Annotated in this window: 14 protein-coding genes; 6 read left to right on the top strand and 8 right to left on the bottom strand. The window is 70.2% G+C overall.

Features of this window, described 5'->3' with window-relative positions:
- The first annotated feature begins 172 nt into the window (after window positions 1–172).
- Window positions 173–2068, top strand: a complete 1896-nt coding sequence (locus HNV26_RS17840; protein WP_171442641.1) for a ribonuclease R family protein — start codon at window positions 173–175, stop codon at window positions 2066–2068.
- Window positions 2069–2085: 17 nt separating this feature from the next.
- Here HNV26_RS17840 and HNV26_RS17835 read toward each other — a convergent pair whose 3' ends face one another.
- Together HNV26_RS17835 and HNV26_RS17830 are read right to left on the bottom strand one after the other, a co-directional pair.
- The gene (locus HNV26_RS17835; RefSeq protein ID WP_253816725.1) at window positions 2086–2814 is read right to left on the bottom strand and encodes a hypothetical protein; all 729 of its coding nucleotides are present in this window, start codon (window positions 2812–2814) and stop codon (window positions 2086–2088) included.
- A gap of 109 nt (window positions 2815–2923) precedes the next feature.
- Window positions 2924–3418 carry a YkgJ family cysteine cluster protein gene (locus HNV26_RS17830; protein ID WP_171442639.1) on the bottom strand — a complete coding sequence of 165 codons (495 nt, stop codon included), beginning with the start codon at window positions 3416–3418 and terminating at the stop codon, window positions 2924–2926.
- Between the two features lie 316 nt (window positions 3419–3734).
- Between HNV26_RS17830 and HNV26_RS17825 the strand changes: the two genes are divergently transcribed.
- Window positions 3735–5774, top strand: a complete 2040-nt coding sequence (locus tag HNV26_RS17825; RefSeq protein ID WP_171442638.1) for a PilZ domain-containing protein — start codon at window positions 3735–3737, stop codon at window positions 5772–5774.
- Window positions 5775–5790: 16 nt separating this feature from the next.
- On the opposite strand, the gene HNV26_RS17820 is transcribed toward HNV26_RS17825, so the two are convergent.
- The gene (locus HNV26_RS17820) at window positions 5791–6753 is read right to left on the bottom strand and encodes an NYN domain-containing protein (protein ID WP_171442637.1); all 963 of its coding nucleotides are present in this window, start codon (window positions 6751–6753) and stop codon (window positions 5791–5793) included.
- 554 nt (window positions 6754–7307) lie between these two features.
- On the opposite strand from HNV26_RS17820, the gene HNV26_RS39000 reads away from it, so the two are divergent.
- From HNV26_RS39000 to HNV26_RS17805, 3 genes are all read left to right on the top strand, one after another.
- Complete coding sequence (locus tag HNV26_RS39000; RefSeq protein WP_301338483.1) at window positions 7308–7436, top strand: hypothetical protein; 129 nt, start codon at window positions 7308–7310, stop codon at window positions 7434–7436.
- Between the two features lie 15 nt (window positions 7437–7451).
- The gene (locus HNV26_RS17810; protein ID WP_171442636.1) at window positions 7452–8024 is read left to right on the top strand and encodes a tetratricopeptide repeat protein; all 573 of its coding nucleotides are present in this window, start codon (window positions 7452–7454) and stop codon (window positions 8022–8024) included.
- 129 nt (window positions 8025–8153) lie between these two features.
- The gene (locus HNV26_RS17805; protein WP_171442635.1) at window positions 8154–8645 is read left to right on the top strand and encodes a hypothetical protein; all 492 of its coding nucleotides are present in this window, start codon (window positions 8154–8156) and stop codon (window positions 8643–8645) included.
- Between the two features lie 6 nt (window positions 8646–8651).
- Here HNV26_RS17805 and HNV26_RS17800 read toward each other — a convergent pair whose 3' ends face one another.
- From HNV26_RS17800 to HNV26_RS17785, 4 genes are all read right to left on the bottom strand, one after another.
- Window positions 8652–9422 carry an HAD family hydrolase gene (locus HNV26_RS17800; protein ID WP_171442634.1) on the bottom strand — a complete coding sequence of 257 codons (771 nt, stop codon included), beginning with the start codon at window positions 9420–9422 and terminating at the stop codon, window positions 8652–8654.
- A gap of 58 nt (window positions 9423–9480) precedes the next feature.
- The gene (locus HNV26_RS17795) at window positions 9481–10491 is read right to left on the bottom strand and encodes an ABC transporter substrate-binding protein (protein ID WP_171442633.1); all 1011 of its coding nucleotides are present in this window, start codon (window positions 10489–10491) and stop codon (window positions 9481–9483) included.
- An 80-nt stretch (window positions 10492–10571) separates the two neighbouring features.
- A complete protein-coding gene (locus HNV26_RS17790) occupies window positions 10572–11333 on the bottom strand; it encodes an ABC transporter permease (protein ID WP_171442632.1) in 762 nt (253 codons plus the stop codon).
- A 9-nt stretch (window positions 11334–11342) separates the two neighbouring features.
- Window positions 11343–12242 carry an ABC transporter ATP-binding protein gene (locus HNV26_RS17785; protein ID WP_171442631.1) on the bottom strand — a complete coding sequence of 300 codons (900 nt, stop codon included), beginning with the start codon at window positions 12240–12242 and terminating at the stop codon, window positions 11343–11345.
- 198 nt (window positions 12243–12440) lie between these two features.
- Here HNV26_RS17785 and HNV26_RS17780 point away from each other — a divergent pair, with 198 nt between their 5' ends.
- A complete protein-coding gene (locus HNV26_RS17780) occupies window positions 12441–12791 on the top strand; it encodes a hypothetical protein (RefSeq protein ID WP_171442630.1) in 351 nt (116 codons plus the stop codon).
- 26 nt (window positions 12792–12817) lie between these two features.
- On the opposite strand, the gene HNV26_RS17775 is transcribed toward HNV26_RS17780, so the two are convergent.
- A partial coding sequence (locus HNV26_RS17775) for a hypothetical protein (protein WP_253816724.1) occupies window positions 12818–13406 on the bottom strand: 589 nt, incomplete at its 5' end.

The raw sequence follows: 13406 nt of genomic DNA, 5'->3' as shown, positions 1-13406 counted from the left end.
GTCAGGGACGCGGGCCCGGCTGCGTCCCCGGCGGCAGGTCGCCAATTCCTGGCGATGGCTTTCCCGGTGAGACGCAGGCCCTCCATGGGCCGTGCTCCCGGGGGCTGACATTTTCCCGCGCGAGCCCTGCTTTCCCAGGATGGGAGTGGGCTAAACACGCGCCCAAGGTTCCATGGATACTTCCGTTTCGCCCCGCACCGTCACCGGCCGTCTCGACGTCCACCCTCGAGGCTTCGGCTTCCTCACCGTTCAGACGCCCGGTTCGCCCGAGGTGCTGTCGGCCTTCGTCCCTCCGCCCGACCTCAATCCATACTTCGCCGGGGACGTCGTCACGGCCACGGTGACGGCGGGCGCGGATGGGCGCTGGTCGGCCAGCCAGTTGTCGTTGGTGGAGCGGCCTCGCACGCAGGTCTACGGCGAGGTGGTGCTGCGCAAGGGCGCGACCCTGCTCCACGTGGACCGCGAGGTGGCCAACGCGGACTGGGTGCTCGACCCGGCGGGGACGCAGGTGAAGGCCGGTGACGCGGTGGTGGCGCGCATCGACGAAGGCAAGGTGGTGCTGCTCTACCGGGTGGAGGAAGGGGAGGACCGCTCCCTGGAGCGCGTCATCGCCCGGCACGGGCTGCGCAAGGACTTCTCCGCGGAAGTCGTCGAGGAAGCGCGGGGCGCGCACGCGGTGCCGCATGCGGTGGGCGCGCGGAGGGACTTGCGGGACGTGCCCACGGTGACGGTGGATGCGCCATCCACGCGGGACATCGACGACGCCATTTCGGTGCTGCCGGCGGGACCGGACGGGGCGCTGCGGCTCCTGGTGTCCATCGCGGACGTGGGGGAGTACGTGAAGCAGGGCACGGCGCTGGACGCCGAGGCACGTGAGCGGGCCACCAGCGTGTACCTGGCGGGGCGCGTGCTGCCGATGTTGCCGGAAGCGCTGTCTTCGCACTGGCTGAGCCTGGTGCCGGGCGAGGAGCGGCTGTGCCTCACGGTGGAGCTGCGCATCGACCCGCAGGGCCGGGTGACGGCGGCGGACGTGTACGAGAGCGTCATCCGCTCGTGGGCGCGGCTGAACTACGACGAGGTGGCCGCCTTCCTGGACCGGGGTGAGGTGTCGGCGCCCATGGAGCCGGTGCGCGAGGTGATGCCGTGGTTCCGGCTGGCGGCGGCGCGGCTGGCGGTGGCGCGGGCCGCGCGAGGCGGCATGGAGTTCGCGCGGGACGAGGCGCGCTTCACCTTCGACCAGGCGACGGGCGAGCTGTCCGGGCTGGTGAGTGAGAAGCCGACGTCGGCGCACGCGATGATTGAGCGCTTCATGGTGGCGGCGAACGAGGCCATCGCCGGGTGGCTGCTGGCGCGCGGCCTGCCCGGGGTGTACCGCGTGCACGAGCAGCCGGACCCGTTGCGGGTGGCGGACCTGAATGCGTTCGCGGAGACGTCCGGCTTCGCGGCGGGCTTCGGACGGGAGCTGACGCCGCTCGCGCTGGCGGCGTTCGACCGGCAGATCGCGGGCGCGGTGGCGGAGCCGGCGCTGCGTTCGGTGCTGCGGCGCTCACTGGGCCCGTCGCGCTACACGGTGAAGCCGGGGCCGCACTTCGGCCTGGCGGCGCCGCTGTACCTGCACTTCACGTCACCGATTCGCCGGTACGCGGACCTGGCGGTGCACCGGACGTTGAAGGGGTACCTGCGTGGGCGCCGGGACTTCGTGGATGAAGACCCGGGGGTGGAGGCGCTCGCGGTGCACATCAACGCGAAGGCGCGCGCGTCGACGCGGGCGGAGAACGACCGGCACCGCGAGTTGGAGGCGCGGTGGATGGCGGGGCACGTGGGCAAGCAGTTCCAGGCGCGTGTGACGCGGGTGCGGCCCTTCGGCCTGGTGGTGCAACTGGACGGCATGTTGGTGGAAGGCGTGGTGCCCGCGGATGCCCTGTCCGGAGGCCCCTTCCGGCCGGACGCGCGCGAGCTGTCCCTGGTGGGCAAGGAGCGGACGTTCACCGTGGGCATGCCGGTGACGGTGAAGGTGACCTCCACCGACGAGCAGCTCGGCCGCATCGAGCTGTCACTGGCCGAGTAACCGGCGCGTGCTTGCCCTCAACCCGCGAGCGGCAGGCCGTCCGTCTTCCCCGTCAAATCCTTCGCGGTGGCCCACCCGAGCAGCCCCGTGGAGGACTTCACCAGGTAGAGGTAGCCCTCATCCTTGCGGCCCGAGGGCGCGGCGGCGAGGACCTGAATCTTCGAGCCCTGGGCCAACGTCGCGACGGCGCTCTTGTCCGTGCGGCTGCGCGCCAGGGGGAAGGACTGCTTCACCGTTGCCTCGACGCCAACGGCGTACAGGTCCTGCGGCACCTCGGACACCTTGCCCGTCTTCGCGTCCACGACGTACTTGTCGCGCCGGTTCCAGAAGCCCTGCCATGAGTCGGACAGGATGATGCCGTTGCCCTTGGCCTCGGTGAGCGCGGGCACGGTGCCCAGCAGCTTCAGCGCCTTGCCATCGAAGCCGTAGATGTACGAGCGCTGGTCGTAGTCCGTCTGCCCGGTGCGCACCACCAGCTCCTTGCGCTTGTCCCGGCTGTCCAGGTCCACGATGAACACGCCCGCGGGCTCATTGTCATCACCGGGGCCCCGGATGGTGGCGCTGCCCGCCTTGAGGATGAACTCGTTCTTCGGTTCGTCGAACTGGATGGACACGGCCTCCGGCGTGCCATCACCGTTCAAATCCACCGAGGCGGACTTCACAGGGGCCGTGTCATCCGCGATGGCCAACGGCGCCGTCAGCAGGGAGCACGTCATCACCGCCAGCACGGACGCGTTCGTCTTCATCGAAGTCCTCGGTGTCACGCGGCGCCGTGGAAGCACGGCCCGGATTATCGCGCCCGCATCGTAGCCACACGGGGGGGCGAGGCGGCTGGGATTCACCGCGTCGCCGCGCTCAATCCCAACGTCCGAAGCGCCCCCGGAAGTGTGTATCCAGATAGACCTCCGCATGCTCGTAGGTGGCCAGGTCCGTCGCGGACAGCGGGCCGCCGTGCTCGCGCAGGTTCGCGCGCCGGGCGCGTTGCAGCACCGAGCGCGGCGCCTGTTCCGAGGCAGGCGCCAGCGTGCGCGCCACGCCGGCCACTCGCGCATGGGCCTCGTCCACCACCGCGAGCGCTTCGTCCAGCGAGACTTCCTTCTCAACCAGCGCGGAGAAGAGCTGACAGTGATAACGCCTGCAGCTCGCGGGGCGGTCCTCGTAGATGGTGCACGTGCGCTCATCCAGGGCCGAGCAGTGTTGCAGCAAGGCGAGACTTCCATCCGTGCGTGCGCCCACGGGCAATCCCCGCCGCTGGAGCGCCAGGGCTTCCTCCGGCTGGAGCGACACGTGCGTGAAAAGCGTTCCGTCACAGCACATGCCGCAACGAAGGCAGAGGGTGTTGCGCGGCATGCTCTTCCCCCTAACCCGCTGACGGAGCCGGTGCCACCTCAGCGGGCAGGCGTACGAGCGCTCACCCTCCCGGTGGCCATGCCACACCACCTCACCCCCGAAAAACCGGGTGCACACGGACCCGATGGGATGCGGGCACACATCCCGTCCGAGAGGGAAATGACCATCCGTGTGACACTTGAAAAATAAGACATCCAGTCCTGTCCTGGAGAACAGGTTACGCACGGCTCTTTCGTGCTCACGCTTCCAGTGAGAATTCTCAAGTCTCGCACCTGTGAAGCCGTACAATCGGCCTCCTTCAGACAACGGAGCTGTCATGCAGGCGGACACGCTGGAAGGGTTGAGCGGCCGGGCGTCGATGCTCGGTTACCGGATGGGGACGGAACTGACGGCGGTGGCGTCATTCGGAAACCTCCAGGCGCCGTGTCGGCTGGTGCAGCTGTCGTTGGAGCACCTGACGCTGAACCTCGGTACGCAGGCAGCGCCAAAGCCGGGAGACACCGCCTCCGTGGTGCTGGGCCATGGCGAGCGATGGGCCACCGCGCTGGACGTGGAGGTCATGGACGTGCGCGGCGCGCCGGAGGTGAGCATGCGCTTCCTGGCGCCGCCCCTGGACGCGGGCCGCCGAATCGTCTCCGTGCTGGAGGCCCTGCGTGACAACGGCCTGCTGCTCCCGCCGGAGACGCGGCCGGTGTGGAAGGAGCGCATCGAGCACCCTGACCGCGTGCGGCGCATCTGCGACGCGCTGGTGGGCAGACAGGCGCGCGGCATGGCGCGGACCGCGGACGGGCGCAAGGTGCCGGTGACGGCCGCGTACTTCGACCCGCGCGAAGGCCGCATGGGCTGGCGCTTCGAGGGCGGACTGCCCGCGCAGCCCTTCACCCTGGAGGCCTTCGGCTACAGCAGCGTGGTGCACCTGGAGGTCAGCGAGGCGCGCGAGGAGTCCGGCCTGGTGCTGATGCCGCTGCCCCGGGAGCTCGTCCGTTACCGCCACCGCTGGCTGCGGCGCGCGCCGCCGAGCCGTGCCTGCACGCTGTCCTTCGATCATCCGCTGTGGCCCCAGGTGCACGTGCGGCGTCAGGTGTTGGACCTGTCCTATGAGGGCATCGCCTTCCTGACGGAGCCCGGCGAGGACCTGCTGTACCCGGGCCTGCGCCAGCCGGTGCTGGAGGTCGTGACGGAAGGAATGGCGCCGGTGCGGCTGCGCGCCGAGGTGCGCAACATCTCCAGCACCGCGGCGGGCCGCCGCTGCGGCATGTCCGTGCGTCCCCTGGATGCGGCGGGCGCGCAGGCGTGGCGCGCGCTGGTGGAGGCGCAGATGCACCCGGCCACCCAGGTGGAGGGTGACTGGGGGGATGCCACCTGGAAGCTCTTCGACGGCTCGGGCTACTTCCGGCTGCCGGGCAAGTCGCCGGAGGACTTCGAGGACGCGCACCCCAGCTTCGACGCCACGCTGGCGCGGCTGGAGGGCCGGACGCGGCTGGGCTACCGGGTGGTGCACCCGGAGGGGCAGTCCGTGGGCGCCACGCTGTCGGTGGTGAAGCCGTACGAAGGCAGCTGGATGGCGCACCAGCTGGCGCGTCAGCCGGTGAAGGGCAGCCGCACGTCGGCGCGCGAGGCGCTGCGCGACATCTACCTGCGCGGCTACGAGCCCACGCAGGTGGACCCGGAGGTGAAGTGGTTCTTCGCCTTCTGCGAGGCCCGCGTGCGCTGGGTGCGCTTCACCAAGTTCGACTTCGCCACCTGGTACGAGCACACGGGCCAGACGTGCCTCGTGCCCTTCCAGTTGATGGAGGCGGAGGTGGACGGGGCCTGGGAAGTCCCCGCGGGCATCGAGGTGGGCACGCCCACGGAGGCCGAGCGCGCCGCCTTCTTCCAGCAGGTGGAGCGCACGCGTCCGCTGGCCTACCGCGAGGCGCTGGACCTGGTGCCGGAGCGCTTCGACCTCAAGCGCGCCAAGGAGCGCTGGGGCGAGGCGGGCATGGGCCGCGAGCGCGAGCTGGTGGTGGCGCGGCATGAGGGCAAGCCCGTCGTCCTGGCGGTGTTCGAGACGGCGCAGCCGGGCCTCAACCTCTTCAACGTGCTGGACGGCGTGCGGCTGGTGCCGCTGGTGGACGACGCGACGAAGGAGGCCCAGGACGCCATGGTGGCGCTGCTGGCCCACGCGGCGGACTGGTACCGCGCGCGCGAGCGCAAGGTGTTCATCCACTACGTGGAAGCGGCCTGCGTGGAGTACGTGGAGCGCGCGTCGCTCGCGGACCTGGGCGAAGGCAAGCTGTGGGTCATCTCCGCCAGCCTGCTGCCCGAGTTCCTCGAGCACCTCTTCGAGGCCACCACGCCCCCGGCGGGGGCGTAGTCGCGGGGGCGGGGGCTCAGCCCTCGTCTTCGTCCGGGTCCGGGTAGGACTCCAGCTCGTCGTCTTCCTCGGCGGTGTGCGCGGGGCCGCGCTTCTTGCCCTTGCTGTCGCCACTGCCGACGTCGAAGTCCGCCGCCACCACGTACCACTGGCGGCCCTGCTGGATGCGGCGCAGCAGGCCTTGCTGCTCCAGCGCGGCCAGCAGCCGGGCGAAGGTGGAGAAGCCGTGCTCGCGCTCGTCGAAGTCGGGCTCCTTGCGGACGATGGCTTCCTTGATGAGGGACGGATTCACCGGCCCGGTGGCGCGCGCCAGCATGCTCTGCACCACCTCGCGGGCGATGTCCGGCACCTCCGTCTTCGGCTGGGACTTGCCGCCACCCTGCGGCGTCTTCTCCTTGTCTCCCCGGCCCTTCTCGTCGCGCCCCTGGCGGCCGCCGCGCTTGCCGTGTCCCGCCTCCTCGGCGGACACGCTCTGCCGGCCCTTCTCCTTGTCGCCCTTGTCGGAGCGTGACTGGCGCGGGCGCAGGTAGATGAATTCGTCGCAGGCCTTCACGAAGAGCGGCGACGTGGACTCCTTCACCGCGAGCCCGATGACGGTGCGCCCGTTCTCACGCAGCTTGTAGGCCAGCGGGCAGAAGTCGCTGTCCCCGGAGCCGATGACGAAGGTGTCGATGCTCTCGCGCGCGTAGCACAGCTCCAGCGCGTCGATGACCAGGCGCATGTCCGCGCCATTCTTGCCGGCCCGCGTGGAGGGCGGCACGTCGATGAGCTCCACGCCGAACTCGTGCAGCCGGATTTTGGCCTCGGCGAAGCGGGACCAGTCGCAGTAGGCGCGGCGGAAGACGACCTTGCCCTTCTCCAGCAGCCGGTCGAGCGAGGGCTGCAAGTCGAAGCTCGCGGAGCTGATGCCCGTGTTGGTGACGAGGTTCTCGAAATCGATGAAGAGGGCGATGCGATGCTCTTCGTTGCGACCGTTCACGTGCGGCCTCTGCGTGTTGCCGCCACGAGGGCGGCGGGAAAAAGGATCCGGGCAGGATGGCGCACCCTAGCCTGAATCGCTCAAGGGGAGAGGATGCACCCGGCGAGGACCGGCTGAATATTGGACGGTCCTCCCTGGAGGACCGGGCCTCAGCCCGGACAACGACGGCACAAGGGATGCCGATGTGTCATTGAATGTTACTCGGGGATAAAGCTTGACGCAATGATAGTGAATTGGGCAGGGTTGAAACTAGGCGCTTGTATGGGCCAAGGGGGGAAGCCGCGTCGTCAGCGCCACTTCGGGCTTCAAAGACACTCCATGCTCGATACGAAAAACGTGATGCGCATCACCTGTCTGGTGTTGCTGGGTGTACTGGGGGGTTGCACGCAAGCCTCCTCTGGGGACGCGACGTCCACGGTCCGTTGGGGGAATGGAGGCAGGTGGACGGCGGGCGCCATCACGGACGCCATTGTCGGGGCCCCCGTCGGCGCCACGGTCAGCGCGGTGGTGGGGGCGACGACCCTGGCGCCTGCTCCGAAGTCCCGCGGTCAGTCTTGTCCCTGAGCCCCACGGTGCTGCCGGAGGCCCGTTGGATGCTGGCCGCGGAGCACACGAAGACGCGCTCGGGCGGCAAGGAGAAGAAGGAAGAAGCGAAGCGGAAGAAAGAGTCCGCGAAGAAATGAGTCAGGGGGGGCCTCGTGAAGAAAAGACCAGACACGCTCAGCGACGCTGAAAAACGTCGTATCAGCAAGCGAATCGACGCGCTCTTCTCCGCGCAGCAGTGGAGTGAGTTGGAGCAACTCATCTCCGAGTCCCTGCGAGGGACTCCCGAGGACCACTGGCTGCACGTCCGTCAGGCGGATGCCTGGTACGAGCAGAGGAAGTACTCCAAGGCGTCACGCCTCTATCTGAAAGTGCTCGAAAGCGTGCCGCGCTGTCCACTGGGGCGGTGGGGGCTGGCGAACGCGCTCATGGCGCGCGGGAACGCGGACGACGCCCGGAAGCTCTTCCTGTCCCTGGCCCGGCAGAAGCCGGAGGTGATGGGCACTCGCGAGTGTGGCGAAGGCGTCCGGTGGGCACGGGGCCTCGTCGCGGATGCGAACTTCCGGTTGGGCCAACTGGAGGAACGGGCGGGCGCGAGGGCCGCGGCCCGGCGCCGCTACCAGGCCTACCTGCGAATCCTGCAGCGCCCGGCGATCTCCCTCGAGAGCCGGCGGGAGGCGAACACCCGTCTTCGCGCCTTGAGTCTCAAGGCGCAGGCCCGCGGTTGAGGGCCCGGCGTGCCGCATGGCGCACGGCCCTTGGGGCGACGGAACGTTCCGTCCACAGGGCTGGGACCTCGGGCCAGGGCCTAGCTTGTCGGCAACGGGGGGCTCACGGCCCCTCCAGGAGGAGGACCCATGAAACGAATGCACGCTGGGAACTGGCGGGCCGCCGCCGTGGCGGCGCTGATGGTGCCGGTGGCTGTCCTGGCCCGTGAACCCGTCAACTCCCCGAATGACGGCTCTGGCGCTGGCAATGTGCCCAGACAGGAGGGCCTGGACCGGAACTTCACCAACTTCGGCGCGACCATGTCCATTGACCGCTCCAGCAGCGGCAGTCAGCGCAACCTGGACGTGGGCCCCCAGGCCAATGGCGTGGGCATGCCCATCCGCGAGGTGACGCCGGACCAGGAGGAGATGAAGCGCCTGTCCGGCAAGGTGCTGAAGCTCAACGGGCAGATGCTCTACCTGGAGACGGAGCCCGGCGCCGTGGTGCCCCTGGACCTGAGCGCGCTGCGCATCCGCAAGCAGCCGGAGAAGGGCCAGCACGTGGTGGCCGTCTACCAGGTGGAGAACACCACGGAGAACGTGGCGCTGGCGCTCGCCGGCGAGGTGCAGCCGAAGGACTGACGCGCTTCAGTCCTCCGGGTGGAGCTGGACGAGCGAGGGCAGCTCCGCTGCCCTCGCCCGGAGCCGCGGCTTGGGCCGGATGGCCACCGGCACGCGCGAGGCCGCCAGCAACTCCAGGTCGAACACGTTGTCCCCGAAGGCCGCGTAGAGCGGCTGGGACGTGCGCGAGCGCAGGCAGTGCACCTTCCCGGCCGCGTAGGGAATGGGCTCGACGATGCCGGCCAGCACTGTCCCATCCTCCGTGCGCGGCGTGCAGGCCAGCACGTTCAAGGGGTCCAGCCCCACTTCATGAACGGCGGCCTCCACGACGGCGAGCGGCGAGGCGCTGACCACGTAGCAGGGGATGCCCTGGCCGCGGGCCCACTCGACGACGCGGCGGCTCTCCGGGTGGATGCGCTGTTTGACCGCGTGGCGGGCCACCACGTCCTTCGCGAAGGCGCGCACCGCGTCCACGCGCCAGCCGGCGAAGAGCCACGCCACCATCTCGTAGATGTCCTTCTCCGGAATCCGCCCCGCCTCGAAGGCGGCGAAGAGCTGGTGTGCCAGCTCGCGCGCGGGCAGGCCCTTCTCGAAGCCATGCGCGGTGGCCAGCCGCCCGAGGGCGGCGTGCGCTTCCGGGCGGATGTCGCCGTGCTCCAGCAGGGCCAGGAACAGGTCGTCTCCGACGTCCCCGCTCCACAGCGTGCCATCGCCGTCGAAGGCCAGCACCCCGCCGGGGGCGCGCTCGGCCTCCAACCGGATGCGCTCCAGCGTCTCCTCCACACGCTCCATCTTCATGGGCGCGCATCCTCCCCCGGCCTCGAGCCCGCGTCACCCCGGCTGTGTTCCGTCGTCATCACTTCGCGGCGCTCGCCCGTGCCTCGTCCAGGAGGCTCAGGTCCACCAGCCCGTCGATGTTGGCGTCGGTGATGAAGCCCAGCGTCTTCGCGTGCTCGGCCGCGGTGGCGAGCGCCTGTGGCACCGGGTCCAGGCTGGGCTCCAGCCGGGAGAAGGCTTGCTGGAGGATGCCGGCGGGCAGCGGCTTGCTCGTGAGGCGGCCGAACGCGGCGTTGGCCGCGGTGGTGAAGCCGGCTGGGTCCTCCTGCCAGCGCTCGGTGAGTCGCACGTGCGCGCGCAGCAGGGCGACCACGCGCGGGCGCTGCGTCTCCAGTACCTGTCGCGTCGTCACCAGCACCGTGGTGGGAAAGCGCCCGCCGGGCCACAAGTCCTTCTCATTCACCAGGATGTGGCCCTTGCCCTCGGCCACCAGGCGCGCGCCCCAGGGCTCCGGCACCCAGGCGCCCTCAATGCCGCCGCGCAGGAACTGACCCAGGATGTCCGGGTTGCTCAGCGGGAAGATCTGCACGTCCCCGGTGCCGTCCAGGCGCGTCGTCAGCCCCTGCTGCTTGAGCCAGTAGCGCAGGGCGATGTCCTGCGTGTTGCCCAACTGCGGCGACGCCAGCTTCTTGCCCTTGAGCTCCGCGGGCGTCTTCACCGTGCGCACCACCAGCACCGCGCCGTCGTTCACCGCGCCGGCGATGACGCGCAGCTCGCGCCCGGCCTTGAGGAACGTGTTGATGGCCGGACCGCTGCCCACGTAGGACACGTCCAGTGAGCCGGCCACCAGCGCCTCCATGGCGGCGGGGCCCGCGTTGAACTGCATCACCTCCAGGCGGCCCACACCCGGCTGCGAGGCGAACGTGCCCTCCGCGTTGCCCACCAGGGCCTGGGCGTGGGTGATGTTGGGGAAGAAGCCCAGGCGCAGCGGCGCGTCCGGGCCGCGCGCGGCGGACTCGCGCTTGCAGCCCGCGCCGAGCACCGCCAGTCCAGCGACCACCACGGGCAACAGGGAGCGGAAGACACGCATGGCCGCTGAAGGTGTGACGCGGCGGCGGGATTTCAACGCCCGCCCGAGTCCAAGCGTCAGGCGCCACACGGCCGGGGGCCTCACGTCGTCGCCGTCAGCCCCCACCGCCGCCGCAGCCGCACCTCCACCGTCTGGAAGAGGACACGGTCCACCGCGGTGCCGATGATGACGATGGCCACCATGACGGCCATGACCTGGGGCACGTCCATCAGCTCGCGGCCCACCGTGAGCAACTGCCCCAGGCCGCCGGAGACGAAGAGCAGCTCACCGGCCAGCAGCGCGCGCCAGGCGAAGCTCCATCCCAGCTTCAGTCCGGTGACGATGCCGGGCAGGGCCGCGGGCAGCAGCACGCCAAACTGGAAGCGCAGGCCTCGCACGCCCAGGGTGCTGGCCACGCGGGTGAGCTGCGGGTCCACGCCGTTGACGCTGTCCTCGGTGGCGATGGCGATGCCCAGCACGCTGCCCATGACGACGACGAAGAGGATGGCGCCGTCCGTCAGCCCGAACCACAGCAGCGCCAGCGGCAGCCAGCAGATGGACGGCAGCGCCTGCAGCCCCATCACCACCGGCTTCACGGCGTTGCGGAAGAAGGGGATGCGGGAAATCAGCAGGCCCAGGGGGACGCCCAGGGCCACCGACATCAGGTAGGCGCGCAGCAGCCGCCCCAGGGAGCGCCCCGCCGCGCCCACCAGTCGCCCGTCGGTGACCATGGCCACCAGGCTCTGGGCCACCGTCAGGGGCCGGGGCAGCAGGTGGGGAGACCAGACGCCCATCCGGGCCACCAGCTCCCAGAGGCCAATCAGCAACGCGACCACCAGCAGCTTCTGAGCATGGTGTTTCATGACGCACCTCTACGGGCCGGGAATCACCTGCGGACGGAGCACGGGCCGGGCGGGGGCCCGGGTGGGCGCTGGCTGGAGCGAGCGTGTGTGGGCGCGGCCCTCCACCTCACGCAGCAGGCCGCCGACGTGCCGCACCATTTCATTGAGCGCCACGTCCTCCGGCTGGCGCGGCATGGGCAGGTGGACTTCCAAATCCCGCACCACGCGTCCCGGCCGGGGCGCCATCAGCACCACGCGGGTGCCCAGCATCAGCGCTTCATGGACGTCGTGGGTGACGAACACCACCGTCTTGCCCGTGCGCACCCAGATGGACTGGAGGAGCTCCTGCATGTGGATGCGCGTCTGCGCGTCCAGCGAACCGAAGGGCTCGTCCATCAGCAGCACGGCCGGGTCCACCGCCAGCGCGCGGGCGAGCGAGGCCCGCATCTTCATGCCCCCGGAGAGCTGATGGGGCAGCGCGTCCTCGAAGCCGCCCAGTTGCACCCGCTGGATGTAGGTGTCCGCCCGCTCGCGGCGCTCGGCGCGGGGCACGCCCCGGGCGGCCAGCGCGAAGGTGATGTTGCCGCGCACGGTGAGCCACGGGAACAAGGCGGCTTCCTGGAACATCAGCAACCGGTCCGGCCCGGGCCCGTGGATGGGCTGCCGGTCGATGGACACCGAGCCCCCCGTGGGCACCACGTGCCCCGCCAGCGCGTAGAGCAGCGTGGACTTGCCGCACCCGGACGGGCCCAGCAGGCAGACGAATTCGCCCGAGCGGACGTTGAGGTCCACGTTCTGCAAGGCGACCACCTTGTTGGCGTACTCGTGGTCCAGCCGGGCGACGCTGATTTTCGCGCGCTCCGCGCCGACATGCGCCGGCTGGAGCAGGCGCAGGGAACTTCTCCAACGGCCGAGGAGGGCGCGCAGCATCGACCACAAACTAGGCACGTAGGTACAGGTGGGAAGGGGGAGCAGGCGAAGGGCCCGTTGAGGGCTTCCTGGCCTGCTCGCCTGCTTTGCGCGCGGAGAAGGGCTCGGGGCCCACGGCCTTTGTCCCACCCGGTAGAACCTAGTGACCCGGTGGATGCGTGTTTTCATCGCCTGCCCGGCTGTCTTAGACATCGGGGCATGCTGGCGGACGGGCTCATCGAGCTGATGCGGGGCGTTCTGGCGACCTACTCGGAGAGGAGCCGCTTCGGCGCCGCCGGGCTGCTGCTCCTGCTGGGCCTGGGCGTGCTGCTGGGGGCGGGCAGCCTGGGCCTCTCCGCCGAGCCCCTCATCGGCGACGAATGGCTGGCGTGGACCGTGGGGTTGCTGGCCCCCTTCGTCGTGGGCGCCGTCGTGGCCGGCTTCCAGAAGGTGAAGCTGTGGGACTGGCAGTTCCGGTTCGACCTGGAGCGCTTCGGCGCGGCCTTCTGCGTCACGACGGGCTTCGTGCTGGCCCGCTTCGTCGGCGTCCTGCTGCTCGCCGGGGGCTGAGGCGAAGGCCCGTCGTCCCCGGGGGCTCAGGCGGCGCGGCGCGCCCGTTCGGTGCGCAGGTGTGTCCGCGTTCGCAATCCCAGCCACGCGGCGAAGACGAGCAGCAGCACGCCCACGCCGCTGAAGGAGCCGCCCACGCGCAGGGAGGCGTTGCGGTCATCCCGGATGAACTCCACCGTCTTCCCGCTGGAGCTCGCGAAGGCCTGCTCCAACTGCGCCTTCACGCGCGTGGCTTCCGCTTCCTCGGTGGTCCACTGGAAGAAGAGGGGGTACTCGCCGTACGCCGTCACCAGCGTGGGCCGGAAGATGGGCACGCGGTTGCGGCGGGCGGCGCGGGTCCGGTCCACCTTGACGCCCTGCACATCCTTCATCGCGAAGCTGGCCACTTCGTGGCGGGTGAGCCAGCTGGAATGGAACAGCAGGCACACGCCGCCGGGCTGGCACCGCAGCTCCACGCGGGCCTGGGCGCTGAGCAGGTAGGGGCCCAGCACGAGGAAGGGCAGGGCGAGCAGCACGCACGCCGCCGCGGCAATGGCCGTGGTGCGGCTGCGGCGCGGCTCGTCAGCAGCGTAGGAGGACTGGGGCTCGCTCACGCCTCTCCTCATAGACCCGGGC

The organism is Myxococcus xanthus (genome assembly GCF_013116825.1).
Classification (GTDB): domain Bacteria; phylum Myxococcota; class Myxococcia; order Myxococcales; family Myxococcaceae; genus Myxococcus; species Myxococcus xanthus_B.
Note: the sequence above shows the minus strand (reverse complement) of the source record. Positions and strands in the feature narration are given on the sequence as shown.